Annotated in this window: 21 protein-coding genes and 3 tRNA genes; 8 read left to right on the forward strand and 16 right to left on the reverse strand. The window is 52.5% G+C overall.

Annotated features, from left to right (window positions below; genetic code table 11):
• Positions 1-31: 31 nt before the first annotated feature.
• The 5 genes from B9Z42_RS14830 to lgt form a co-directional block, all read right to left on the reverse strand.
• Positions 32-1,573 (reverse strand): malonyl-CoA synthase, encoded by a 1,542-nt coding sequence (locus B9Z42_RS14830; RefSeq protein WP_100134197.1) that lies wholly within the window; start codon positions 1,571-1,573, stop codon positions 32-34.
• A gap of 30 nt (positions 1,574-1,603) precedes the next feature.
• Positions 1,604-2,596, reverse strand: a complete 993-nt coding sequence (locus B9Z42_RS14835; protein ID WP_100134264.1) for a tripartite tricarboxylate transporter substrate binding protein — start codon at positions 2,594-2,596, stop codon at positions 1,604-1,606.
• A 36-nt stretch (positions 2,597-2,632) separates the two neighbouring features.
• Positions 2,633-4,066, reverse strand: coding sequence for a malonyl-CoA decarboxylase (locus B9Z42_RS14840; RefSeq protein WP_100134198.1), 1,434 nt, complete (start codon positions 4,064-4,066; stop codon positions 2,633-2,635).
• Positions 4,067-4,078: 12 nt separating this feature from the next.
• Entirely contained in the window at positions 4,079-4,759 is a 681-nt protein-coding gene (locus tag B9Z42_RS14845; protein ID WP_100134199.1) for a GntR family transcriptional regulator, read from the reverse strand.
• A 109-nt stretch (positions 4,760-4,868) separates the two neighbouring features.
• Positions 4,869-5,684, reverse strand: a complete 816-nt coding sequence (gene lgt / locus B9Z42_RS14850) for a prolipoprotein diacylglyceryl transferase (protein WP_100134265.1) — start codon at positions 5,682-5,684, stop codon at positions 4,869-4,871.
• Positions 5,685-5,772: 88 nt separating this feature from the next.
• Between lgt and ilvD the strand changes: the two genes are divergently transcribed.
• The 3 genes from ilvD to B9Z42_RS14865 all read left to right on the forward strand — a co-directional run bounded on the left by ilvD (position 5,773) and on the right by B9Z42_RS14865 (position 9,480).
• Positions 5,773-7,467 (forward strand): dihydroxy-acid dehydratase, encoded by a 1,695-nt coding sequence (gene ilvD, locus B9Z42_RS14855; RefSeq protein ID WP_100134200.1) that lies wholly within the window; start codon positions 5,773-5,775, stop codon positions 7,465-7,467.
• A gap of 14 nt (positions 7,468-7,481) precedes the next feature.
• Positions 7,482-7,787, forward strand: coding sequence for a c-type cytochrome (locus B9Z42_RS14860; protein ID WP_100134201.1), 306 nt, complete (start codon positions 7,482-7,484; stop codon positions 7,785-7,787).
• 142 nt (positions 7,788-7,929) lie between these two features.
• Entirely contained in the window at positions 7,930-9,480 is a 1,551-nt protein-coding gene (locus B9Z42_RS14865) for a fumarate hydratase (RefSeq protein ID WP_199172098.1), read from the forward strand.
• 90 nt (positions 9,481-9,570) lie between these two features.
• Here B9Z42_RS14865 and B9Z42_RS14870 read toward each other — a convergent pair whose 3' ends face one another.
• Both B9Z42_RS14870 and B9Z42_RS14875 read right to left on the reverse strand, forming a co-directional pair.
• A complete protein-coding gene (locus B9Z42_RS14870; RefSeq protein ID WP_100134203.1) occupies positions 9,571-10,203 on the reverse strand; it encodes a DUF6806 family protein in 633 nt (210 codons plus the stop codon).
• Positions 10,204-10,234: 31 nt separating this feature from the next.
• Positions 10,235-10,325: transfer RNA gene (locus B9Z42_RS14875), tRNA-Leu, on the reverse strand.
• 115 nt (positions 10,326-10,440) lie between these two features.
• On the opposite strand from B9Z42_RS14875, the gene B9Z42_RS16385 reads away from it, so the two are divergent.
• Positions 10,441-10,824 carry a hypothetical protein gene (locus tag B9Z42_RS16385; protein WP_199172100.1) on the forward strand — a complete coding sequence of 128 codons (384 nt, stop codon included), beginning with the start codon at positions 10,441-10,443 and terminating at the stop codon, positions 10,822-10,824.
• Between the two features lie 50 nt (positions 10,825-10,874).
• On the opposite strand, the gene B9Z42_RS14885 is transcribed toward B9Z42_RS16385, so the two are convergent.
• From B9Z42_RS14885 to B9Z42_RS14895, 3 genes are all read right to left on the reverse strand, one after another.
• A complete protein-coding gene (locus B9Z42_RS14885) occupies positions 10,875-11,810 on the reverse strand; it encodes a DUF535 family protein (protein WP_100134204.1) in 936 nt (311 codons plus the stop codon).
• Positions 11,811-11,874: 64 nt separating this feature from the next.
• Positions 11,875-11,950, reverse strand: a tRNA-Gly gene (locus B9Z42_RS14890).
• Between the two features lie 84 nt (positions 11,951-12,034).
• The gene (locus tag B9Z42_RS14895; protein WP_100134205.1) at positions 12,035-13,906 is read right to left on the reverse strand and encodes a radical SAM protein; all 1,872 of its coding nucleotides are present in this window, start codon (positions 13,904-13,906) and stop codon (positions 12,035-12,037) included.
• Between the two features lie 224 nt (positions 13,907-14,130).
• Here B9Z42_RS14895 and B9Z42_RS14900 point away from each other — a divergent pair, with 224 nt between their 5' ends.
• The 3 genes from B9Z42_RS14900 to B9Z42_RS14910 are packed head-to-tail and all read left to right on the forward strand — an operon-like array spanning position 14,131 to position 18,201.
• Positions 14,131-15,768 carry a CHASE2 domain-containing protein gene (locus tag B9Z42_RS14900; RefSeq protein WP_100134206.1) on the forward strand — a complete coding sequence of 546 codons (1,638 nt, stop codon included), beginning with the start codon at positions 14,131-14,133 and terminating at the stop codon, positions 15,766-15,768.
• The gene (locus B9Z42_RS14905; RefSeq protein WP_199172102.1) at positions 15,686-16,318 is read left to right on the forward strand and encodes an OmpA family protein; all 633 of its coding nucleotides are present in this window, start codon (positions 15,686-15,688) and stop codon (positions 16,316-16,318) included. The genes B9Z42_RS14900 and B9Z42_RS14905 overlap by 83 nt, the downstream gene beginning before the upstream one ends.
• The gene (locus B9Z42_RS14910) at positions 16,315-18,201 is read left to right on the forward strand and encodes a caspase family protein (RefSeq protein ID WP_100134207.1); all 1,887 of its coding nucleotides are present in this window, start codon (positions 16,315-16,317) and stop codon (positions 18,199-18,201) included. The genes B9Z42_RS14905 and B9Z42_RS14910 overlap by 4 nt, the downstream gene beginning before the upstream one ends.
• A 1-nt stretch (position 18,202) precedes the next feature.
• On the opposite strand, the gene B9Z42_RS14915 is transcribed toward B9Z42_RS14910, so the two are convergent.
• Genes B9Z42_RS14915 through B9Z42_RS14930 form a run of 4 tightly spaced genes read right to left on the reverse strand, consistent with a single transcriptional unit; the run spans position 18,203 to position 23,218 of the window.
• Complete coding sequence (locus B9Z42_RS14915; RefSeq protein WP_100134208.1) at positions 18,203-19,057, reverse strand: MlaD family protein; 855 nt, start codon at positions 19,055-19,057, stop codon at positions 18,203-18,205.
• A 7-nt stretch (positions 19,058-19,064) separates the two neighbouring features.
• Positions 19,065-19,730: a hypothetical protein gene (locus tag B9Z42_RS14920; RefSeq protein WP_143474101.1), complete on the reverse strand. Its 666-nt coding sequence runs from the start codon at positions 19,728-19,730 to the stop codon at positions 19,065-19,067.
• 2 nt (positions 19,731-19,732) lie between these two features.
• Positions 19,733-20,248 carry a hypothetical protein gene (locus B9Z42_RS16145; protein WP_143474102.1) on the reverse strand — a complete coding sequence of 172 codons (516 nt, stop codon included), beginning with the start codon at positions 20,246-20,248 and terminating at the stop codon, positions 19,733-19,735.
• 21 nt (positions 20,249-20,269) lie between these two features.
• On the reverse strand, positions 20,270-23,218 hold the full coding sequence (locus B9Z42_RS14930) for a CHAT domain-containing protein (RefSeq protein ID WP_100134211.1): 2,949 nt from the start codon (positions 23,216-23,218) through the stop codon (positions 20,270-20,272).
• A gap of 187 nt (positions 23,219-23,405) precedes the next feature.
• Between B9Z42_RS14930 and B9Z42_RS14935 the strand changes: the two genes are divergently transcribed.
• The gene (locus B9Z42_RS14935; RefSeq protein WP_100134212.1) at positions 23,406-25,607 is read left to right on the forward strand and encodes an OsmC domain/YcaO domain-containing protein; all 2,202 of its coding nucleotides are present in this window, start codon (positions 23,406-23,408) and stop codon (positions 25,605-25,607) included.
• Positions 25,608-25,663: 56 nt separating this feature from the next.
• On the opposite strand, the gene B9Z42_RS14940 is transcribed toward B9Z42_RS14935, so the two are convergent.
• A tRNA-Pro gene (locus B9Z42_RS14940) sits at positions 25,664-25,740 on the reverse strand.
• Positions 25,741-25,775: 35 nt separating this feature from the next.
• Positions 25,776-26,234 (reverse strand): MerR family transcriptional regulator, encoded by a 459-nt coding sequence (locus tag B9Z42_RS14945; RefSeq protein ID WP_100134213.1) that lies wholly within the window; start codon positions 26,232-26,234, stop codon positions 25,776-25,778.
• Positions 26,235-26,333 lie beyond the last annotated feature (99 nt).

Raw genomic sequence — 26,333 nt, forward strand, 5'->3', positions numbered from 1 at the left:
AAAACCCCAAACGCCCCGAAAGACAAATGGCTTAAAACAACCCTTTGTATTGATCCCGCAGCAAGTTCTTCTGAACCTTGCCCATGGTGTTGCGCGGCAACTCAGCCACAACAAAACACTTCTTAGGAATCTTGAAATTCGCCAATTGCGACTTAAGCGCCGCAATCACCGCATCCGCGTCCACCTTGGCACCCGACTTAGCAATCACCACCGCCACGCCCACCTCACCAAAATCAGGATGAGGCACGCCAATCAAAGCACTCTCAGCCACGCCAGCCATGTCGTTGATGTAGCCCTCGATCTCTGCCGGATACACGTTATAGCCCCCGCTGATGATCAAGTCTTTGCTGCGACCCACGATCACCACGTAACCGCGTTCATCAATCTTGCCCACGTCGCCGGTTTTGAAATACCCATCGGCGGTGAACTCTTCTTTGGTTTTCTCAGGCATGCGCCAGTAACCCGCAAACACGTTTGGGCCTTTGACCTGAATGCCACCGATTTCGCCCACGGGCAAAGCCATGCCTTCGTCGTCTTGCACACGCAAAGACACACCAGGCAACGGGAAGCCAACTGTGCCGCCACGGCGCTCAGTTTGGCCTGGGTAGCGCGCATCAGCCGCATAAGGGTTCGATGTCAACATGACGGTTTCGCTCATGCCGTAGCGCTCGAGAATCGGCTGGCCTACTCGGTCTTGCCACTCGTTGAAAGTTTCCAGCAGCAGCGGCGCAGAGCCTGCTACGAACAAGCGCATGTTCGAGGCCTGCGCTTTCGTCAAACTGGGCTCGGCCAGCATGCGCACATACAAAGTAGGCACGCCCATGAACACGGTGGCTTCGGGCATTTTGGAGATGACCAATTTGGGGTCGAACTTGGACATCCAAATCATCTTGCTTCCGTTGAGCAAAGCACCATGAATGGCCACAAACAAGCCGTGAACATGGAAGATGGGCAGCGCGTGAATCAACACATCACCAGGCTTCCAGCCCCAGTACTTCTTCAGGGTCTGCGCGTTGCTGAGCATATTGCCGTGCGAGAGCATGGCGCCTTTGCTGCGGCCTGTGGTGCCACTGGTGTACAAAATCGCAGCCAAATCGTCGGCGTTGTTTTGCACCACCTCGTGCTGATCGGAGCAATGTGCCGCGCGCTCTAGCAAACTGCCCGTGCGGTTGTCGTCCAAGGTGAACACATTTTGTGTGCCTGCCTTGAAAGCGATCTTGCTAACCCAGCCAAAATTTTTGCTGCTGCACACCACCACGGCAGGCTCGGCGTTGCCAATGAAGTACTCAATCTCAGCGCTTTGATAGGCCGTGTTCAAAGGCAAGAACACATAACCTGCGCGCAAAGTTGCCAGGTAAAGCATCATGGCTTCGACTGATTTCTCAACTTGTACCGCGACGCGAGCGCCTTTGGGGATGCCCAACGAATCCAGCAAATTGGCCATCATGGCGCTGGCGCGCTCCAGATCAGCCCAGCTGTAGAACTGGCCGTCGTCAGTCTCCACAGCGGTGGAGCTCAAGTCTTTCGGAAAGGCCGCACGCAAGGCAGCGTAGAGATTGTGGTTCATGGTCATTTTCAAAAACACGATGCTTAGAAGTTCATATCAATCTAATTTGGCGCCAGAAGCTTTCACCACAGCCGCCCATTTTTTGATTTCAGCATTCACGAACGCTCCAAATTGCGGGCCCGTGAGGTTAGGAAATTCAGCACCGCTGTTGGACCAGCTTGTTTTGATGTCGTCGGCAGTCGCGGCCTTGCGCACTTCTTCGATCATGCGTGTTTGAATATCGGCAGGTGTACCTTTAGGCGCCCACAAGCCATACCACGTGTTCACGTTGTAGTCGGGCATGCCCAACTCAGCAGCACAGGGCACATCTGGAAAAGCGGGGTTGCGTTTGTTGCCCGACACCATCAAGGCTTTGATGCGGCCACCTTTGATGTGTTGCGCTGAAGACCCCAAACCGTCAAACATCATGTCCACGTTGCCTGCAATCAAATCTTGCAAAGCAGGGCCCGCCCCGCGGTAAGGGATGTGCGTGATGAAGGTTTTGCTCTGGAACTTGAACAACTCGCCCGCCAAATGGTGCGACGTGCCCCCGCCCGCAGAACCGTAGTTGAAGCGACCTGGCTTACTGCGCACCAGTTCCATGAAAGACTTGAAATCACTGGGCATGGTTTTGGTGTTCACCACCAAGACATGGGGCACGCTGGCCACCAGTGCAAGAGGCACAAAATCACGCTCCAAATCGTAGTCAAGTTTGGGGTACATAGACGGCGCGATCGAGTGATGGACCGCGCCCATGAAAAAGGTGTAACCATCGGGAGCTGCCTTAGCCGCAATGCCCGCACCCAGGTTGCCGCCCGCACCACCTCGGTTGTCGATCACCAAAGTTTTGCCGGACTGTTTGGAAAATTGTGCTGAAAAAGGACGTGCGAACGTATCCGTGCCTCCTCCGGCGGGAAACGGCACGATCAGGTTGACGGGTTTGCTCGGCCAGTTTGAATCCGCATAGGCGCCCAAGCTGATGGAGGCCAAAGCAGCGGCAGCCAAGCTAAGAACGCTGCGGCGCGTTGAAGTGGTGTTGAGTGGATTCATGTGGGTCTCCTTCGTGGTTTTGATCATGCGCAAAAGTTATTTGAAATACAGGCTCTGCACATCGCTAGAGGCAGGCGCTTCGCCGTTGTCGAGCATGTGACGGTGTTTGTCTAAACGCTTCAAGTCGTAAAGGTAATTGACCATCAGGCCGTAAGACTGTTTGACGCCTTTGGTGGAAGGGTCGGCAAACCAGTTGATCCGTTCGATGCGGGCGCCATTGCCTAAATGAAAACGTGCCACGGGATCAAGCACTTGCTCACCTTGGCGACTTTGCCCCAAATATTGGGCCGCGCAACGGGTCAAAAACGAACGCAGGGCCGATTTGGTCGACAAAGCGCTCAGCACCAAAGGCTGCTCGATGGCCGCCAACACATGGGTGGCAGTGGGTGGCTCAAAGCTCAACTCACGCCCCAAGGAAGACAGATCTCGGTCATTCAAGTTTACCAGCAGCTCGGGCATTTGTCGCACGAGCCAAGGGCGCAAGCCTGGGATGGGCGACAACGTGGCAAAGGTCTTGAGCTTAGGGAATTCTGCCCGCAAGGTCTCGACCACACGCTTGATCAAAGAATCACCAAAACTGACGCCCTTCAAGCCACCTTGCGTGTTGCTGATGGAATAAAAAATGGCCACGCTGGATTTTTGTAAATCTTCTGGTGCAGCCCCCTCGTCCAGCAACGGCATGATGTTGTCGGCCATCTCGTTGAGCAAGGCGACTTCCACAAAAATCAAAGGTTCGTTGGGCAAGCTGGGATGAAAGAAACCGTAGCAGCGGCGGTCACTGTCGAGGCGGTTTTTCAAATCGGACCAGCTGCGAATGTCATGCACCGCTTCGTACTTGATGAGTTTTTCAATCAAGGATGCGGGCGAGTCCCAGCTGATGGTGCGCAACTCTAAAAAGGCGACATCAAACCACGTCGAAAACAAATTTTCTAACTCAGCATCCAGCGCCAGCAAGCGTTTGTTGCCTTTGAGTTGGGGCAGCAGCTCAGCACGCAAGTCCACCAAAAACCGCATGCCACCAGAGTACGCTGCAAAGCGCTGTAACAAGCGCGTGCGCGGAGACACGAGGGCCCGCCGCAAGCGAATCTCGGCCGACCCCTCGTCGGCGGTGCCCAAGGCGGCGTCGTAGTCATCGCGCGCCGCGCGAACCTTGACTGCGTCAGGACCAAATTGCTCGCTGATCAGCAACCACAAATCTTGTCGCTCATCCACGCTGGCCTTGGCATACCAGTCGGCCAAAGCTTTGGCGCGACGCCCGCCTTCGACCTCGCTCACACGTGGATCCAACACCGCTTGTAACTCGGCCAGCGTACGGCGCAAAGAGCGAGGCGACAAAGCCTCTTTCTTTTGTCGCAGGGTGGCGTCTAAGCGTTCACGTGTGGAACGCTTTTCCTCTTGAGGGGCTGCGTTGCCGAGCGTCGTATGGCCCAGTACGTTGAGTTTGTGGTTGAGCCAGGATGATGCGGTCATGGGTTTCTTTCTTCAAATCTCTAGGACGCTCAAAGGCACCAAGCTGAGGCCTTGCGTTAATCCACGCAAAGCCTCGCGCTGTTGCAGCAAATGGTGACGCATGGCACTTTCGGCGGCCTCGGCGTCACGCGCTTTTAAGGCACGAAATACAGCCATGTGCTCTGCCAAGCTTTGTGTCAACCGACCTGGCGCGTGGAGTTGCTTCAGGCGAGTGAGCTTCAAAATTTTGCGCAAATCGGCAATGGCTTGAGCCAACCACTTGTTGCTGGCCAGCCGAATGATGGCCTCATGAATGACCAAGTTAGCTTCGTAATAATCGTTGATACGACCAGCCTCAGCATGACTTGCCAATCGCTCGTGCCATTGAGACAAAACAAGAATATCGGCTTCACTGGCACGACGGGTAGCCTCAAAGGCGCAGCGCCCCTCGAGCAAGGCAATGACCGGAAAAATATCGTCCAAATCTTGCTCGGTGACTTCGTTCACAAAGCAGCCGCGGCGAGGCTCATGGCGCACCAAGCCTTCGGCAGTCAAGACTTTGAGGGCTTCACGCAGAGGGGTTCTAGAAATAGACCATTGGGTGCACAAGGCCGCTTCGTCAACGAAACTGCCCGGCATCAATTCACCATCAAAGATGGCGGCGCGCAGCAGTGACGCGACATCATCATGGAGAGAATGGGCAAGTGGGCGCATGGCTTAATTCGGCTCGTAATTTTCTGTAATTACGCATAATTATGGAAGCCAAACCCAGCGTAGGAGGCACTCTGCGACTAGGGATTTCCCTTAACTTTTTAATAAGATGTCAAGTCTCTGCGTGCGATCGAACAGCTCGCCACCAGATCAACACACCCAAGCCCACCATGGGCACGCACAGCCACTGGCCCATGCTCAACCCCAAGGCTAACAAGCCTAAATGTGCGTCGGGCTCGCGGAAATACTCGGCCATGAATCGCAAGCAGCCGTAACCGATCAAAAAGACGCCAGACACCGCCCCCACCGCCCGAGGCTTGCGGGCATAAAGCCACATGACCACAAACAGCAGCAAACCTTCACCCAAAAATTGGTAAACCTGCGAAGGATGGCGCGGGATCATGCTGCCACTTTGCGGAAACACCATGGCCCAAGGCAGCGAGGGATCTGCCGCCCGACCCCAGAGCTCGCCGTTGATGAAGTTACCGACACGGCCCGCTGCCAAACCCGTAGGCACGCACGGCGCAATGAAATCGGTCACCAAAAACCAAGACCGTTTCCGTTGCCACGCGAACAAGGCCATGGCAGAAATCACACCCAACATGCCGCCATGAAAGCTCATGCCACCTTGCCAAACCGCAAACACCTCCAGCGGATGCGCTGCGTAATAGCCGGGTTTGTAAAACAAGCAATACCCCACGCGCCCGCCCAGCACCACACCCACCACGCCATAAAACAGCAAGTCTTCAATGTCCTGCCGGGCCCACAGTCCTTGGGCTACCAACTGCGCGTAAGGCGCTTGTCGCAACCGTAAGCGAGCCAAGCCCATGAAAAGCGCAAAGGCCGCTAAGTAAGTAAGGCCATACCAATGGATGGCCAAAGGGCCCAATTGCAAGGCAACAGGATCGATCGTGGGGTGGTACAACATAGCTTCAGATTGTGCCTTGCGCCAAGGCGACGCTTTGACACGAAAAGCCGCGGTTAAACTCAAGACTTAACCAATTTTCAGAGTCAACATGGACATTAAAACCATCAAGATCAACCGTCGCTCGGCCAACATCACCGAGGGAAAGTCCCGCGCTCCTAACCGCTCTATGTATTACGGTATGGGCTACGTAGAAAGCGATTTCTCCAAGCCCATGATCGGCGTGGCCAACGGCCACAGCACCATCACCCCATGCAACAGCGGTTTGCAAAAACTGGCGGACGCAGCCGTAGACGCGATTGAGGCAGCTGGCGGTAACGCCCAAATTTTCGGTACACCCACGATTTCCGACGGCATGGCCATGGGCACCGAAGGCATGAAGTACTCGCTGGTCAGCCGCGAAGTGATTTCAGACTGCATCGAGACCTGCGTGCAAGGTCAGTGGATGGACGGCGTGCTGGTGGTCGGCGGCTGCGACAAAAACATGCCCGGCGGCATGATGGGCATGTTGCGCGCCAACGTGCCCGCGATCTATGTGTACGGCGGCACCATCTTGCCTGGCCACTACAAGGGCCAAGACCTGAACATCGTCAGCGTGTTTGAAGCCGTGGGCCAAAACGCCGCCGGCAACATGAGCGACGAAGACCTCAAACAAATCGAGCAACGTGCCATTCCTGGTACGGGCTCATGCGGCGGCATGTACACGGCCAACACCATGTCTTCGGCCTTCGAAGCCTTGGGTTTGTCCCTGCCCTACTCGTCCACCATGGCCAACCCGCATGACGAGAAGCTGAACTCTGCACAAGAGTCGGCGAAAGTGCTGATTGAAGCAGTCAAGAAAGATTTGAAACCGCGCGACATCGTGACCAAAGCCTCGTTGGAAAACGCCGTGGCCGTCATCATGGCCACTGGGGGATCGACCAACGCTGTGCTGCACTTCTTGGCCATCGCCCACGCCGCTGGTGTGGAATGGTCCATCGACGACTTCGAGCGCGTGCGCCGCAAAGTGCCCGTCATTTGCGACTTGAAGCCCAGCGGCAAGTACTTGGCCGTTGATCTGCATCGCGCAGGTGGTATTCCCCAAGTAATGAAAACGTTGTTGGCCGCTGGCTTGCTCGATGGCAGCTGCATGACCATCACCGGCAAGACCGTGGCTGAGAACTTGAAAGACATCCCAGACGCGCCTCGCGCCGACCAAGATGTCATCCGTCCCATCAGCAACCCCATGTATGACGAAGGCCACTTGGCCATCCTCAAAGGCAATTTGTCGCCTGAAGGCGCTGTGGCCAAGATCACCGGCCTGAAGAACCCCGTCATCACCGGTCCAGCCCGTGTGTTTGACGACGAGCAATCAGCCCTCGAAGCCATTTTGGCCGGCAAGATCGTGGCCGGCGACGTGATGGTCTTGCGCTACCTCGGCCCCAAAGGCGGCCCTGGCATGCCTGAAATGCTGGCTCCCACAGGTGCCTTGATTGGCGCGGGCTTGGGCGAGAGCGTGGGCTTGATCACCGACGGACGTTTCTCTGGTGGAACCTGGGGCATGGTGGTAGGCCACGTCGCCCCTGAAGCCGCAGCGGGCGGCAACATCGCATTCGTGAACGAAGGCGATTCGATCACCATCGACGCTCGTCAATTGCTGCTGCAACTCAACGTGGACGACGCCACACTGGCCAAACGCAAAGAAGGCTGGACTGCCCCGGCACCGCGTTACACGCGTGGCGTGCAAGCCAAATTTGCCTTCAACGCTTCCAGCGCCAGCAAGGGTGCTGTGTTGGACGACTATTGATTCAAGGAGACACCATGAAACGCACTTTATTGGCTTTGATTTCGGCCACTACATTGCTCAGCCCCGCCTTTGCTGACCAAGCACTGGCAACATCGAAAAACTGTATGGCTTGCCATGCTGCCGACAAAAAGCTGGTGGGTCCGTCCTACAAGGATGTGGCTGCCAAATACGCAGCGGATAAAACAGCGGTTGACAAACTGGCCATCAAAATTCAAAAAGGTGGCGCTGGCGTTTGGGGCCCTATCCCCATGCCTGCTAACACACAAGTCAGCGATGCAGAAGCCCAAAAACTGGCGACCTGGATCTTGACTATCAAGTGATCGTCTCAACGATCGCCACGAACCCGCTGCTCACCCAGCGGGTTTTTTTATAAGCAATATTTGCAAGCCTTGTGACAGGGGTATTGAGTAAACTCTAACGCTGTTTTATCTCTGTCACCAAGCCCTTTCCAGGACCCTGAACATGACCACCATCCGCCAAAACGATTTGATTGAATCGGTCGCCGCTGCCCTTCAGTACATCAGCTACTACCACCCTGCCGATTTCATCAGTCACTTGGCCAGCGCCTACGAGCGCGAACAAAGCCCTGCCGCCAAAGACGCCATCGCGCAAATTCTGACCAATAGCAAGATGAGCGCCTTCGGCCATCGCCCGATTTGCCAAGACACCGGCATCGTGAATGTGTTCTTGAAAGTGGGCATGGACGTGCGCTGGGAAGGCTTCACGGGCAGCTTGGAAGACGCCATCAACGAAGGCGTGCGCCGCGGCTACAACTTTGCAGACAACATGCTGCGCGCCTCGGTGGTGGACGACCCTCAGTTCGCCCGCAAAAACACCAAAGACAACACCCCTGCCGTCATCTTCACGCAAATCGTGACCGGCAACCAAGTCGATGTGACTGTGGCAGCCAAAGGCGGCGGCAGCGAGAACAAGTCCAAGATGTATATGCTCAACCCCAGCGACAGCGTGGTGGACTGGGTGCTCAAAACTGTGCCCACCATGGGCGCGGGCTGGTGCCCGCCTGGCATGTTGGGCATTGGCATCGGCGGCACCGCTGAAAAAGCCGTGCTCATGGCCAAAGAAAGCTTGATGGACGACCTCGATATGTACCAGTTGTTGGAGAAATCCAGCAAGGGTGACAAGCTCAGCCAAGTGGAAGAACTGCGATTGGAGCTGTACCACAAGGTCAACGCCCTCGGGATTGGCGCACAAGGCTTGGGCGGCTTGACCACTGTGCTCGACGTGAAGATCAAGATGTACCCCACGCATGCGGCCAGCAAACCCATCGCGATGATCCCTAACTGCGCTGCCACACGCCACGCCCACTTTGTGATGGACGGCTCTGGTCCTGTGTTTTTAGAAGCGCCATCGCTGGACCTGTGGCCCAACGTCAACTGGACGCCCGACACAGAAAAAAGCAAGCGTGTGGACCTCAACACCCTCACCAAAGAAGAAGTGGCGAGCTGGAAGCCAGGCCAAACCATTTTGCTCAACGGCAAGATGCTCACCGGGCGTGATGCCGCGCACAAGCGCATTCAAGACATGCTGGCCAAGGGTGAAAAGTTGCCCGTCGACTTCACGAACCGCGTGATTTACTACGTGGGCCCGGTCGACCCCGTGGGCGACGAAGCCGTGGGCCCAGCCGGCCCCACCACCGCCACACGCATGGACAAGTTCACCGAGATGATGCTGGCCGAAACAGGCTTGATCTCGATGGTGGGCAAAGCTGAGCGCGGCCCAACCGCCATTGAAGCGATTAAGAAGCACAAGTCGGCTTACCTGATGGCTGTGGGCGGCGCGGCTTACCTCGTGTCCAAGGCCATCAAGCACGCCAAAGTGGTGGGTTTTGCTGACCTCGGCATGGAAGCCATTTACGAGTTCGATGTGGTCGACATGCCCGTGACCGTGGCGGTGGATTCGGGTGGCACCAGCGCCCACATCACCGGCCCCGCTGAATGGGAAAAGCGCATTGCCACGGGTGAGTTCAAAGGCATTGGCATCAAGTCCAACTGATCTTGACGTCTTAAAGCGCTGAGCGTTTTAAGCGCCCAATAAAAAACCGGCTCTCTTGGCAGAGGCCGGTTTTTTTACTGTCTTTTCAATTCAGTGCAAATGGCGAGGTTTGCGCCCACCATGGCCAGAGCCACCGTGCCCGTTACCACCTGACCCACGCGGGGGACGGCCGAGATCGAGCGAGTTCAACAAGTTGTCAAAGCGTTGTGAAAACAGTTTGTCAATTTCATTGACCACACCACCCAACTCGGCGCCATCGAAATGGCGCTCCATCAAATGCACCACATCGTTGATCAACATGTCGCGTTGCGCTTGCATGATGTCAGCGGGTGTAGGGCCCACGAAGAGCATCACAAAATCATCGCGTGAATCTTCGCCACGATCCTCGTCATCTTCGTCGAAGGCGTTGTCATAGAAGGTGACCTCAATCGCGGCACCTGCAGCCGTCAGTTCGTTCAAGCTCATGCACATTTCGTCCAAGCATTGGCGAAAATCGTCATCACCAGGAACGGTCCAACACATTTGCAGCAGATGCGCTTGGGCATCAAAACGAATACCGGGTTCTTCAGGGTAGGCGCTGGTTGCACCGTCTTGTAAAGAAGACGAACCGGCGTATTTCCAGAGGGGGCGCAAAGCATCTTGCAGTTGTGCAAGGTCCACATCAGCACGGAGAGAGACTTCTCCGTGAACGTGAATTTCATACGCGGCGTTGTAACGTGCCATGACGAAACTCCTTCTTTGCAGCCTAAATTGATGGTGCCCGAGACCGGAATCGAACCGGTACGCCCCTTACGGAAAGCGAGAGATTTTAAGTCTCTTGTGTCTACCTATTTCACCACTCGGGCGGTGTCTTTGACGTGATCTTGATTTTACGCCAAGCCATGGCGGCTCTCGGGGATACGTGCATTCGAATCAACAAATGGATGCGCTATATTCGATTCACCACAAAGGAGAAGCATCGTGAATTTAAATTTTTTCAAACTTTCACTCGGAATTTTTCTGGTCTTGGGCATCAACCTGAGTCACGCATCAGACCCAAAAACTGCTACGTCGGCAGAACCCGTCGTTAAAAAATCAGACGCCGGCATTTGTCACGATAAGACCAGCGCCTCATTCACCAGTACCAAAAAATTCACCGCCTTCGCGTCGATGGAAGAATGCCTTAAAACAGGTGGCCGAGCGCCCAACGGGCAAGCCGCCGCTGCCGAGGCCATGGTCAAAAAATCAGACGCCGGCATTTGCCATGACAAAGCCAGCCCCAGTTATGAACGTACCAAGAAGTTCACCGAATTCAAAACGATGGATGAATGTGTCAAGAGCGGCGGCACAGCACCCAAAAAATAAACACCCAATAAAAAGCATGCAACAAAAAAGCCTGCGTGAACGCAGGCTTTTTACTTAAGCAGTGATGCCGCACGCACAGCAACTTGATCAAAGATTTTTTGCCGAATTTCATTTTTTCGACGCAGCTGGGAGCGCTTGCTGGAGGGCACCTCTTGCTCCGAACGCGGCACCCATTCCATCGGCAAACGCCAATGCGATTTCCCGACCAACTGGGTAGCCCCCAACTCTTTCCAGATGGCATCGTAGTTTTGGCCCACCCGACGCGACAGGCTGCGATATCCCGCATAAGCGTGCTCGTGATCGGCAACACCCAACAGATCCGTCAGTTGCCAACCTGAGACCAGCGCCTGAAAAGCGGTCAACAAAATGTTGTGCGGTCGTGTGCGCTCTAGGCGCTGCGTGACCCATTTGATTTCTTGCTGGGCTTGGCGTTGACCTTGAATATTGCCAATCACCAACATATCACCCGAGTGGCCCCCTTGCAAATGCGTATGCGCCAACACACTCAAAGCAGCCTTCATGACCGTGACTTTGTTGAGCTTGAGATGCAACTCCATCTCCCCTTCGCGCCCCAAGGAACGGCCAGGTAGTAAATCAATGCTGATCACACCTTCGGGGCATTCTTGCGTGTACAACTCAATGATGCCTTGATCGTAAAAATCTTGAATAACGGATGCCGACACATGGGCCGTCAGCCAATCAAAATGCGACAACATCGCGTCAGTTCGCATCTGCGCATTGAGCGAGCGCCAGAGGTAAGAACGCATGGGTCGAAACATCAGCTGCATGTCATGGCGGGTCATGACACCGCTCAAACCCCGCGCATCAACGTAATGTCGGATGCGCGCTAAATGTCGCCGGCACATCCAGTGACGCAAATTGAACTTGAGTTGCCGCTTGGCCGTTTGCAACCAACCACCCTGACCATCGTCAAGCTGGCGAAAGTTTGTCGTCGCGCTTGCTGGCAAAGAAAGTACCTTGGTCATTTTTATAGAGTTTTCAAGCACGCATAAAAAAACCTCTGAAACCAAGTTTCAGAGGTTTTAGAACTGGAGCGGGAAACGAGACTCGAACTCGCGACCTCAACCTTGGCAAGGTTGCGCTCTACCAACTGAGCTATTCCCGCATTGCTTCGTATTTAACGAAGGCCAAATTATAAAGGTATTTATCTGCTTCCCAGATGGCGGCTTTAAATAATTCGCACAAAGCGTCAATTGCCCAAAGCTTTCGAAATCCGGTGCCGCCCTACTGTGGACTTTGGACATTGCCCCTTGGGAAGGGCAAACCAACTGCGCACATCCTGCTCCAAGCCCACCCCATGCATGAAGTTGTAGATGGCTTTTTTCAAACCCAAGCCCAAGGTGTCATGGTCTGTGCCTGTGGGATCGACAAAGCCAATGTCATTCTTCGCAAAACTCACATCCGGCAGCGGAACCAATTCAATGCCGTAAGCCTCGGGGTCTTTGCCTACGGGGGAGTGCACGGTGCAGGCAAAGCGGTGAAAGAAACCGCTTTGGATACAACCATTCTCAAAGAGCTGGCGCACGTACTCCAAAGCATCCACGGTGTCTTGTAGCGTTTGCGTTGGAAAACCATACATCAGGTAAGCGTGCACCAACACGCCCGCGTCTGAAAAGCTTTTGGTCACGCGTGCCACCTGCTCCACCGACACGCCTTTTTTCATCAAGTTCAACAAACGATCTGACGCCACTTCTAAGCCACCCGACATGGCAATACATCCACTTTCGGCCAGCAACTCGGCCAACTCAGGCGTGAAGGTTTTTTCAAAGCGAATGTTGCCCCACCAAGAAATATGGACTTGGCGACGCAGCAACTCTTCGGCCAAAGCTTTCAACGCTTTGGGTGGTGCAGCTTCATCCACAAAGTGAAATCCAGTCTGCCCGGTCTCGGCCACGATGCGTTCAATGCGATCGACCAAAGTGCTGGCAGAGGCCGTTTCGTAGCGCGAGATGTAGTCCAAACTCACGTCACAAAAGCTGCATTTTTTCCAATAACAACCATGCGCCACCGTCAGCTTATTCCAACGCCCATCGCTCCACAAACGGTGCATCGGGTTGAGCATGTCCAGCAGAGACAAATAGCGATTCAGGGGCAAGCCGTCCCACGTGGGTGTGCCCACATCTTCAAACGGGACATCTGGCTCGGCCCAGTTCATCAAACGCACTTGGTGGTCATCGTTGCGAATGAAGGTACGCACCAAACGCTGCGCACTGCGCTTGCCGTGCAAGTGCTCTAAGAGCGCGAGCAAAGGTCGCTCGCCCGCGTCCAGTGTGATGAAGTCGACAAAATCAAACAGTCGCGGATCGGTCAACTCACGCAATTCGGTGTTCACAAACCCACCGCCCATCGCAATCCGCACATTCGGGTGGTGACGCTTGATCGTTTGCGCAATCCGCAACGCCGCATACACGGCCCCCGGAAACGGCACCGACAACAGCACCAACTGCGGCTGATGCTTGGCCACTGCGGCCAAGGTCAAGCTTTGGAGCACCTCATCCACCAATGTGTCAGGTGCGGCCAGCGCTTGCGCCAAAGGCTCAAAGGTGGCCTGACTGCCGGCCAACGACTCGGCGTAACGGACAAACTCAAAACGAGCGTCGACGGCGTCGCGCAGCACATCGGCCAAATCATTCAAATACAAGGTGGCCAAATGCCGCGCTCGATCTTGCTGCCCCAAAGCGCCAAATGCCCACGCCAAGGGGTCGCCGCTGCCGTCGTCCTCGTAAGCATCCAAGGCAACAAAGCGCGGGCCTTCTGGCAAAAAGCCGCGTCCCGCAATGCGGTGACTCAAGGTAGAGTCTTGCCCTTGCAAAAAAGCAATCGTGGGCGCGATCGTGCCGTGGTAGCGAGAAAAGAAATCGAGGAAATAGTTCACTGAGGCGCTGCGCTCTTCCTCGGGCAAGGCCAAAGCTCGATCACGCACTTGCACCAAACCGCCTGGGGTGAACAGCGCGAGAACCAGCGCCAAAGCCAAATCGTCCTGCACCGCATCGACATTGTGTGCGCGCAAAAACCCCGTGAGATACGCCGTTGACGGGTAGGGTGTGTTGAGCTGCGTCATCGGCGGGATGAGGCTCAAAACACGCCATGCTGCATCAGTTGCCACAGGGCTAGCAGCTGGGGGGGAAGACAGTTTCACGGTAAGGAGTTCGATAAAAATAAGCAGTGCGTATTATCGTTTAGCAGACCAGTTGAGGATTATTTGTGTCAGTGTCAATGACTTACCGACAACCGATTCAACAAGCATTATCAAACCCTAAAATTTGATAACATTAAAAATGACAAATGCCAAAATTGAAGGCTCACATTAAAAATTTTGAATATTTACTAAATTACCTCGCCATACAGAACAGCCGCCGAATCCTGTGGATCCTCGTTGGTATTTTGGGGCTGTGGGCGACTGCACACATCTTGTGGCTTCCAAACGGCTCTGAATTTGACCGCAATAGCTATGACCAAATGGTGAAGCGCCGTTTGATAGCGCCCTCGCCAGATCCTCGCATCATCATCGTAGATATCGATGAACGATCTTTAGATCAGCTCAAAAATGAATTCGGCCGCTGGCCTTGGCCACGCGAGACTCTGGCTGCAGCGCTAGATTGGCTTAACCATCAAGGCGCACAAGCCGTTGTCTTTGATATCTTGTTTGCTGACGCTGACACACTGAACCCAGCCTCTGATGCGGCATTTGTCCAAGCCGTAGAGGATTCAAGTAACAGTTATTTCCCAGTGCTCAGACTCAACAAGGATAACGATCCACTAAGCCAAGTTCATGCTGATCAGTTATCGGGTTTTGCATCGGCCATAAACCAAGAAACCGCGAAAACTGGTCCAACAGTCGCCGTCGTGCCTCCGGTATTTGACGCCCTGATTAAGAGCCAGCGACTGGGGTACCACAACATCTACGCAGATGAGGACGGTGTCAATCGCTTTTACCAACTTTGGGAAGACAAAGAAGGCTGGCGCATGTGGTCTCTTCCTGCGCGCTTGGCACTTGACTTAGGCTGGAAACTTCCGGAACAACCCAAGCAATTGATTCAGTTCACCCGGACAAAAGATGCATTTCAAACAGTCCCATTTTCCGAGGTATGGCAAAGCAGTCAGAAGGCAGATGGTCGAAAGCCAGACCCTAGGTTCAAGAATGCTATCGTCATCATCGGGGCGACGGCAACCAGCTTATTTGATGTGAAGGTCAGCCCTTTGTCACCCAATCATCCAGGCGTGATGATCTTGGCAAATGTGGTTGACAACCTGATGCACCACAGCTTTTTAAAACGCACCTCACCTAACCTGCAAATCGTGACAGCTTGGCTTGGCTTGCTGTTGGTTGCTTGGGCGAGTACAAAAATTCGTGAAGACCAAATGAAGTGGGCCGTCCCTGCCGCACCCAGCTTATTTCTTGGGCTGAGCTATCTAAGTTTGCATACACAAAGCAACCTCTATTTAGATCTGACGCCGTCAGCCTCACATGCGTTGTTGTTTTTTACAGTTTGGACTATTTATCTCAACTGGCGCACGCGCTATTTCACGCAACCTCCGCCAGCGCCGGAACTTAACTCTGATGCGCTAATCTACGAAACATTTGCACTACTGAAAACTAACTTTGCCATTCAAGATCTAGGTGGCTTATGTGACCAGTTGCCCTCCGAAGCCAAAAATGCCAATGTCATACAACTGGGTGCGCTTGGTCAATTGCCGCATTTACAAAACGGCCTGATTTATATTTCACTACGTACGGACGAGCCCGATAAAGGCGGTCAGCTTTTGAACGAAATGATACTTAGCCTGCCATACGTACCAGACGCCTTTTACGTGAGCCCTGCACGCAAACCTCAACTATTTGCACCCCACTTCTGGGAAACTATTTGGCAAGACAGCGCCACCGCACAACACCACTGGAAACTTTCACATGCATCCAATTAAATTGATAGATCGCAAACTCATTTGCTGGGTAGTCGCCACGGCTTGTCTCATGTTAAGCGCTGATTTCATTCACGCACAAACCATCGACAGCCAAACCATCATCAATGCGCTAAAACCTGAAACGGAGCCCTCTGCGCCGGTGCGCACTCGCGGTTTACGAAACCTTCGCGTTGAACAAACCGTTGAGCCTGAGCCCCAAAAAAGTGCTCCAAAATTTGTATCGCTGACGATCGGTTTTAAATTTGATTCATCGCAAATCACGCCTGAAAGCGCTGCGACATTGAGTTCGCTCGCCAAGGCGTTGTTGTCCGATGAGCTGCGCACGCTCGAATTCATGATTGAAGGGCATACAGATGCAAAAGGGATGCCTGACTACAACCTCAAGCTGTCGCAACAACGGGCTGCAGCAGTCAAAACCTATTTAGTCCAATTGGGTGTGGATACACAGCATCTGACGTCACAAGGTAAAGGTGACACCGAATTGATCAACACACAAGATCGCTTTGCGGCAGAAAACCGTCGCGTCAAAATCATCACCCTCACGCCATGAGCTGGAAATACCCCATGTTTTTAAAAATTAAGAAAACTACCGCTCTTGGGCTCTTTTTGGGCGCATTTACGCTGACAACCTGCATGGCAGAAAGCCTCACGGTTGTACGTACGACCGAACTGAAGGCAGATCGTTACTTGGATGCAGCAACCTTAGCAACCCTGCAAGCAGCTCAGGCAGTTGACAGCATAAAAACTGAAGCAGGCTGGGTTCAAGTCAAGGTACAAGGGCAAATGGGCTGGGTTCGTGCCATGGCATTAAAAGGCAGCAATTCAGCTTCATTGGCCAATGTAGCTACGTTGGCATCAGGCCGATCAGGCGCAAACAACAGCATGTCAACAACTGGCATCCGCTCGATCCCCAAAGCATCAAGGCATGCGCTGATTATCGGCATTGGCGAATACAGCTCCGGCGGGATCATGCCTCTAAAAGGTGTCAAGCACGACATGCAAAGCGCCAAGTCGATTGCTCAGACCATGTCAATACCGGACGAAAACATCAGTTACTTACGAGATGAACAAGCGACCGCCCAACAAATTCGTCAAGCTGTTCAAGACCTCAACGCCCGCGTGCGTCCTGGTGACCGCGTCTTTGTTTACTACTCTGGTCACGGCACACGCTGGGTGGATCCCGTCGAGCCTGAGCATTGCACAGAGGGTCTGTTAAGCACTGACGGGAAGGCTATCTCGAACATCGAAATCAGCGATCTGCTCGCACCGATCGCCTCAAAAACAGACAAACTGCTGGTCTTTTACGATGCTTGCCACTCGGGAGGTATCGTCAACCAGCCGATGCGTACGCGCTCGCTTAATTTCGCAGGTGCGATGATCACCCCAAAATTCGTGGGAAATATGAGCCCAGAGGCTTGTGCGAAGCCGACAAACATGCGCACACGCTCTTTAAGCAATGAACTAAGCAAGAAAGGCGTATTACCTGACAACATCGTCTCAATCGCGGCCTCCCGCCCAGATGAAGTCTCGTTTGATGATGCGCGCTCAGGTGGATTGGCAACAGTAGCTTGGCGTGACTGCATGCTGGGCAAAGCCAAAGACTCCGATGGCAACGGCATGCTCAATGTGGAAGAAATCACAAGTTGCGCACAAAACAGTTTGGATCAAAAACTCAAGCAATTTCCAGATATCTTGGGTCAGCATATGACCATTGGCGGAAACAAGGCTTTCATTCCCTCTTACCAACTGGCTGCGAACAGCAATGCAAATTCTGCTGTCTCCTCCGTTTCAACGTCGGTGGTTACCCAAGGTGGGACCAACAATGTACAAAACTTAGAGAGCAATTCGGCGACTCCCGCGCTACCACAGCCTTCAATATCTACGGTCAAGCCTGCCGAATTGTTAGGACAAATACACGCCCAGCGGGATGCACAGCGAACACTGCAAGTTACACCAAGTTTGAAATCTTTGCGCATCTTGCAAGATCCCTTGCAGGTGACTGTGCTGTCACCGCGCAGTGGTTATTTGTACATGGCGTTGGCTGGTTCAGATGAGAAAAGTTTGTACCTTCTTTTTCCGAACAGCCTTGATGGCAACAACTACATTGAGGCCAACAAACCCATTGAGCTACCCCGTCAAGGATGGCGCATCACTGCAGCAGGGCCCAAAGGGCTAGATACGGTCTTGGTCATCGTGGCAGACTCCCCACGAGATTTATCCCAACTAGCCAGTGAGAAAGCGGGGCCCTTTGTAAAAACATTGCTTAATCCACAGGGCAACGGACAGCTTCAGTGGTTGCTCGGAAACTCTGCCAACTCAGATCAAAAAATCTGTCAGGAGGGCGGCACTAAGCGTAATCTTCAAGTCCAAGAGGCTTGCTCTGATGCCTTTGCCTCAGTACTTGTTCAGATCGAGGAAAAGGAAGCTAAGTGAATTAATCAGCCAAATTCGTCTTAGCTTCAGGCTTTTTGGCAGGTACGAGCCAACGGTATAAAGGCGCAGACTGGACCTCTTGCACGGTCGCGTCGACGTTTTGGATCAACTTATCGGCGTTATCAAGCGTCTTATTTGTTTGCTCAAGGGTACCCGTGGTTTGTACCAACGTTTTCTCCAACTCTTTCAGTGTTTCTGTCGCTTGATTGGCCGTTGGCTGCAATGCCTGCATCGTGTCTCGAGTTTGGCTCAGCACAGCCGGTAATCCTTTTTGTTCGTCGCTGATCACTTGCATCGCGTGGGTGGCTTCATCAAGCGTCTTGATGGTGTGAGAAATAACTTGTCGAGATTGCTGGAGATTTGCCTGAACGCCAACTTTTGGATCTGCAAGTTGAGTCAACAATTGCTGAAACTTTTGTAACAACGGTTCAAGCCGCTTGGTCAAATCAGCAGCAAGATCATCTCTCACGATGGGAATGTTTGCATCCTGGGCCAAGACCTCGTTTTGACTTTCATCGCGTTGTAGTAAAAGCTCAGCTGTGACAATTTTTTCCTTCGATATCTTGAGAGTGGAACCCCGGGTGAAAAACGGTGCATGTTGAACACGAATTTCCACTTGACCACGGACATCACCTCGCGGTGTCAACTCAAGCTGAGTGAGCTTCCCCACCTCAAACCCTTTGTAGTTAATTCTCATGCCCTCAAACAGATTAGCGGCAGATTCGGCATGAAAACTCAAACGCAGACGTGACTCAAAGCTCCCCTTGAGAAATGCCAAATAACTTATGACCAGCGACATCGCCAGAACAGTCCACACGAACTGCCATTTAAAACGAGAGGGAGCAGCAGCTGACATGATTTTCCTAATTGAGTGACCAGAAAAAATCGAGCAATTCAATACCCAAGATCATCAAAACACCAAATATCGTGGTGCGGGACATCATCTGATGCAATTGATCTGGCTGAGTCGATAAAAATTTGATTTCGAAAAGAGTCACCAGGCACAAGCTCAGAGACAAGACAAACATTCGAAAGGCGGCATGTAAAAGCTGTGAAAACTGGAATTCAACTAGGTAAGACTCCCAAAAAATCTGACCAAACCCAGAAAAGCTGTGCATGAATCCAAGCCATGAGCTGACTAAAACGCTTAAGAAAAACCAAGACCAAGCCAACATGGTTGCCAGAATACAAGCCAACACATAAGCACCGAATTTATTTCGCTCAAACAGGCCTTGCACCAGTTCGGCATCTGTTGCAAATTGAAAATTGACGCGCAACAAGACGAAGCAAGCGACCAGTAAAGTCGGTAGACGACCCAACATAAAGTGCGCGAATAACTGTCGACTCCACTCAGGGTCAATGGCTAAGACGCCACTTTGCGTCGCTATGGCAAAAGCCAACCCAAGCGACCCGCCTAATAAGATGGCAAACCAACCACAACCCAACAGCAAAGTTTGCGTCAAATTCAAAAACGCCGGCCCAAAGGGCATATCAATACCCGCATTGGACAAAGACGAACGATGCCTCATCGTCAGGATGCCGTCTTCGCTTTCTTAAACATAATTTTCCCGACAACGACATGCCCTGCGTCGTTGCGCTCAAGACTAATCACCGCATCGTGACCTTTGACACTTTGCGTAAGCTCTCTGTCACGCAGATCTGCAGTGGCTTTGATGACATTCCACAAACCACCGACCAAACTGATCAGCGCCAAAGGGTTGCGTGGTACCAGCTCATTAGGTGGTGGTTCAATTTCAACTCGACCACCGTTGCTTTCAACGGCATTGAGCCATTTTTGTAAGCGGTCTGGGGTGCTGTTAGGACTGACTTTGTCATACATCACCACAGTCACTAAAGGCTGTCCCTGCCTAAGTGCGAGATTCAAATCGCGATCAAACCCTGTGAAGTCGATAAAACTGATCGTGTTGGCAACCGCACTACGCCCGCCACTCACCGCTCCAATGCTTGAATCAGGTGTGGTCTGACAGCCCGATAAAACAAGGGCACTGAAAGCTAAAACCAGAAGAGAGAATTTTGATTTATTCATGTCACGTTCCTTGGGATAAATTTAACGCCCCCCCTCACCAACCAGAGCATACGGCGCCCAGTAGGTGGGGTGAGAGAAATTGGGCATTTTCATCGTATCGAGCATCGCTTGCCTGAGAGCCTCAGCGCGACGAATTTGTGTATTTTGCTTGTATGCAGCAAAGGTTTTGGTTGTCAAATTCATCGCGCTGATTGACTCAACGGCCCAATGGGTGACCAATAAGCTACGACTACCTGCATAGAAAAACCCACGCGCTAAGCCGCTCAAAGCCTCTTCCGCCTTGCCGTCAGCCCCTGCTGTATTACATGCGGATAAGACAACCCAATCTGCATTGAGTCGAAGGCTGAGCACATCCTCTAATGTCAAAAGCGGTGACTCTTTGGCGTCTTTGGTTGCAGCCATGGCAAGCGCAGGCTGGTTAAGCTGAGGCAAATCACCTGCTAGCAAACCGTGCGTAGCAAAGACTACGACCTGCTTTTGAGCCAGATTGCCCGAGGCACTTTGCTTAAGCACAGAACTCCTAGTGGCCTCGTGACCCATGATCAAATCTTGTTGAGGATCAGCTTTCAAAATAGTGGCAAGCCGCAGAACTTCATCCCTGGTTTCGGGCAGTGGCGGAATTTTGCTGTAAGCCACATAGTTGGCTGCATCCATGATGTTGCGCTGGCTTGCTTCAAGAGAGCGCGTGACCGCCATCGAACGGACCACGTTTCCTCCGCCAGCGATGCTGGTCGTGGGATTTGCATCAAACGCAGGATCGCCCCAAGCCAGCATGGGCTGTTTGGCCGTCGGCTGCTTACTCAGACGTTTGAGAGCCAGCCAGCCATTGGCGGCAGGCACATGGCTGATCGCGATGTCCTGCACAAGCCAAGCAGTGGATTTGCTGTCGGGCGTTCGAGGCAACACGGCAAATGGCAACTGCGCCAATTGGCCAGAAGTCGCAACGATCAGGTGCTTGCTGCGCTTGAGTTCATCCTCAAAGGGGGCAAGAATTTGTTTATAAATCTGGTGTGCACTGTTGACATCAAAAGGCGGGGCACGGAGTCCTAGTTCCGCGACATCCAGCGTCTTACGGGTTTGAGTCACCAGTTTCTTCAAATCTGCTTCCGATAAATTTGAGATCTGAAACTTAACCTCACCTTTCCCATCGATCGCCCAAACATAGGTTTTATCCTCCAAGGGCGTGATGGCTAAAAAAAGTTCATCGGGTTGGAGTTGTCTGGCGATATCTTGCGTCGAAGGCGGCTTAGGCTGAATGAGCTGAAAATACTCTGGATAGGTCTTTTGAATTTGAACCTTGTACTCTCGACGTTCTTTCTCAATCTCACGTAAACGCTCGCGCATTTGAGTCAGGATTTGCGGATTGCGGCGCTTGTCCTCTTCCGTGCCTTGCCCGCTGATGTAGTTGGTCAAGGTGGCAATTTCATTTTTGGCGTCTTGCTCTTTTCGAATGATGCTCGACAAACCAGGCTCCGAAACACCAGACCGAACAGCCGCTTCCGCCAACGCTTGCTGAACCTTTGAAACATTGAGCTGCTCTGCAATTTGAAAAATTAATTCTGCATCTTTCGGATCTTTATCCGCCGTTTGAGCAACCAATTGCAAATAACTTTGCAAAATGAAACGACTAATTTTTTGTTGAATCGCTGTTTCAACATAATCACCTGTCAACGACTCCGGGGCAGTCAAGCCGCGCACAGCACGGTCAAATCCTTGTCTGGCTTCGGTAACCCGACCGTTTTTCCACAAAGCAACAGCAAGTACGCCGCGATTGACTGAAGTGAAGTAGTGATCTTCACCAAAATTATTGACATGCCAATTCATATTCGCTTGCAAGATGCTCAGCGCTTTTTCGAATTGACCGTTGCGAATGTAAACATAGCCGCGTAACAAACTCTGAGACTGTGCGCCACGTGGTGCACGGCCTAGGCGCGCTGTTTCTTGATCAACCAAGTCAAAACTTTTTAACGCTTCTTGCCATTTGTCAGATCCAATCAAAGCGGAGTTGAAACGCATACGCGCCCACAACCACATCGGGGAACCCATTTGATAACCTTGATCTAGAACAATTTTCTCGCTCATCACTGCGAACTTGTAGGACTCGTCGAATTGCCCAACAGCCATGTAGTAATCAGCGACGCGGTTGTAAAAGCCCTGCATGCTGGTCTCGGGCATGCCGTAGGTTTTGGTACGTTGGTAGGCATCACGCAGCGTCCATTCAGCCTCAGCATAAAGACCTGCCAAAATTTGTTGTTGTCCCAAAGTGGCGTAGGCATGCAACATAGTTCCATAGGACCATTGCTTGGCATTTTCAGTCGGGGCCATGCTCATCAGCTTAGAGAGATCCACCGATTTAACAACGGCACTTTTTGCATCCTCAATACCCTCTTGCCATCGCCCCATGCGCATATTCAAAATAGCTTTGGCAATGTAGAACTCGACTTCGGCTCGTAGAATCCAAAAGGTTGTGTTACCTTGACGCGGCATATTTTTGACATCGCTGCGCAATATGTTTTCCGCTTCAGCGATCAACTTTGCAGACTCTTTTAAATTGCTGTCGTCAATGAAGTTACGGGCGAGTTGGATGCGCAATCGAACACGGTTTGGTGGCCATTTCTGTTCATTCACCAACTCTCGCCCGAGGCGATAGCCCTCTGCACGATTTTGGGTGTCCATCAAGAAACCGAACAAGCCCCACTTTCCATCTTGTGGATCAATGGCAGCCCAAGCGCGCAGATTTTCCTCACGGCGAACGACATCACCCAACTTAAAAGCCGCCAAATCTTTGTCACGATGAAGAACAACGCGCGATGAGAAAAGTGAACTTTCATCGATGGGTTTATCAAGGATGAGTTGCAGTCTTTCGCGCTCCTGAGCGGAAAGACGCACACCAGCTTGATCTAAATTTTGATCCTGTGCATGGATGCCGAAAACACAAAACAACAAGACAGCTGTAAAAAAAAATTTCATACTGATCAACAGTGTTAGTTCATGATTTGAGAAAAAGCAAAATGAAAAATCTTAAGTCCCATTGATTCTATCTTTGATCAATTTTTTAAAACCTTGCCATCATAGGAATTCTTATACTCGGATGGCCCGTAGTGGTCAACAATTTCCACCACTTCATCATTTTGCTTAATTTAATTAAAAATAATTCATGGAAATCAAAGTCAACTTTCTCGACAAGCTTCGCTTAGAAGCCAAGTTCGATGACTTCACGGTGGTCGCCGACCAGCCCATCCGTTACAAAGGCGATGGCTCGGCACCCGGTCCATTCGACTATTTTTTGGCCTCATCGGCTTTGTGTGCGGCCTACTTTGTGAAGCTGTATTGCGACACACGCAAAATTTCTACCGAAAACATCCGCCTTTCTCAAAACAACATCGTTGATCCTGAGAACCGCTACCAGCAGATTTTCAAAATCCAGGTCGAGTTGCCAGCGGACATCCAAGAGATCGACCGCCGAGGCATTTTGAATTCGATCGAGCGCTGCACGGTCAAAAAAGTGGTGCAAGCAGGCCCCGCGTTTGTGATCGAAGAAGTTGAGAATTTGGATGCAGACGCGCAGTCCTTGCTCACGCTGAATCCGAACGCTGACCGTAGCACCTTCATCTTGGGCAAGGACCTGCCACTGGAGCAAACCATCGCCAACATGACGAGACTGTTGGCGGGCTTGGGCATCAAGATTGAAATCGCCTCTTGGCGCAACATCATTCCCAATGTCTGGTCGCTGCACATCCGCGATGCGCACTCGCCCATGTGCTTCACCAACGGCAAGGGCGCGACCAAGGAAAGCGCGTTGGCGTCGGCCCTAGGCGAATACATCGAGCGCTTGAGCAACAACCATTTTTATGCGGGCGCCTTTTGGGGTGAAGACCTGGCCAACGCAGCATTCGTGCACTACCCGAATGAACGTTGGTTCAAGCCAGGCAAAAAAGACGCGCTGCCCTCAGAAATATTGGACGACCATTGCCTGTCCATCTACAACCCCGATGGCGAGCTGCGCAGCTCACACCTGATCGACACCAACTCAGGGAACACAAAGCGCGGCATTTGCGCCCTGCCCTATGTGCGCCAGTCGGATGGTGAGGTGGTGTACTTCCCCTCCAACCTGATCGAAAACCTGTTTGTCAGCAACGGCATGAGTGCGGGCAACACACTGGCCGAAGCGCAAGTGCAGTGCTTGTCCGAAATTTTCGAACGCGCCGTCAAGCGCGACATCATCGAAGGTGAAATCTGTTTGCCCGATGTGCCGCAAGAGGTGTTGGCTAAGTACCCCAGCATATTGGCTGGCATTCAAGGTTTGGAAGAACAAGGCTTTCCGGTGCTGGTGAAAGACGCATCTTTGGGTGGCATCTACCCTGTCATGTGCGTCACGTTGATGAACCCGCGCACAGGCGGTGTGTTTGCATCTTTTGGTGCACACCCCAGCTTAGAAGTGGCGCTTGAGCGCAGCCTGACCGAGTTACTGCAAGGCCGCAGCTTTGAAGGGCTGAACGATTTACCGCCCCCCACCTTCGAGAGCCATGCTGTCACGGAACCCAATAACTTTGTGGAGCACTTCATCGATTCGAGTGGCATCGTGTCGTGGCGATTTTTTAGTGCCAAAGCTGACTTTGAATTTGTGGAGTGGGACTTTTCTGGCCAAGGGGAAAACTCGAATGCCGAAGAAGCAGCCACCTTGTTTGAAATCCTTCAAGACATCGGTAAAGAGTCGTACACCGCGGTGTATGACCAACTAGGGGCTGTGGCATGCCGCATTTTGGTGCCAGGCTATTCGGAGATCTACCCCGTTGAAGATTTGATTTGGGACAACACCAACAAGGCGCTACTGTTTCGCGAAGACATCCTAAATCTGCATCGCCTCAGTGATGCCAGTTTGTCTGCCCTGCTCGATCGTTTGGAAAACAACGAGCTCGATGATTACTTGGACATTGCCACCTTGATCGGCATCGAATTTGACGAAAACACAGTCTGGGGACAACTCACCGTTCTTGAGTTGAAGCTGTTGATTCACCTGGCGCTGCAGCAACTGGAGGAAGCACAAGAATTGGTGGGCGCCTTCTTGCAGTACAACGACAACACGCTTGAACGCAAGCTGTTTTACCAAGCCATGAACGTCGTGCTAGAAGTACAACTTGATCAAGACCTCGCACTCGAAGACTACGAGTTCAACTTTCGGCGGATGTTTGGCAACGCGCGGATGGATGCCGTTGTGGGTTCTGTGGCAGGCAGCGTGCGCTTCTTTGGGCTCACGCCAACCAGCATGAAGCTGGAGGGCCTTGACAGGCACCATCGCCTGTTGGACAGCTACAAAAAACTGCATGCGGCGCGTTCGCTTGCGGAGCAAAGTAACTGAGTCACGCCCAAGAAAAAAGGGCCAGCAACAATGATGTTGCTAGCCCTTATCATTTTTGGTCGGTGTGAAAGGATTCGAACCTTCGACCCCTTGCACCCCATGCAAGTGCGCTACCAGGCTGCGCCACACACCGATTCAAGAAAAAAATTATAACGCGACTCTGAGTGCTTAATTGAGCAATTCACGAATTTGTACAAGTTCTTTGCGAAGAATTTGCAGAGCATCATCGTCACTCAATATCAAGGTGGTCAATGCGGTGGTCTCCGCATGGTCTGTTGCATCTTCTAAATGGTCCTCAATGCCGTCGTCATCGGACAGATCTAAATCGATCAACCCCTGAGTGCCCAAGCGACGACGGTCACGCTCAACTTGCACCAACTCTTGCAACTTGTTGCGCGCACCACTGATGGTGAAGCCTTGGTCGTACAACAGGTCGCGAATTCGGCGAATCATCAACACTTCATGGTGTTGGTAATAACGTCGATTGCCACGGCGTTTCATCGGACGCAACTGTGTGAACTCCTGCTCCCAATAGCGCAGCACGTGCTGTTTCACGCCACACAAATCACTCACCTCACCGATGGTGAAGTAGCGTTTAGCAGGGATGGGAGGGAGGGATATCTCCATGAAAATCAGTGGCTTGTAAATGGGAGCGTAGAGGTTACACGAAGTTCAGCAGGGGCACCAGTCACATCGTGCATTGCCTTTCAAAAAAGACCTGCGAAG

Origin of the sequence: Limnohabitans sp. B9-3, from assembly GCF_002778325.1 — a bacterium.
Taxonomy (GTDB): Bacteria; Pseudomonadota; Gammaproteobacteria; order Burkholderiales; family Burkholderiaceae_C; genus Limnohabitans; species Limnohabitans kasalickyi.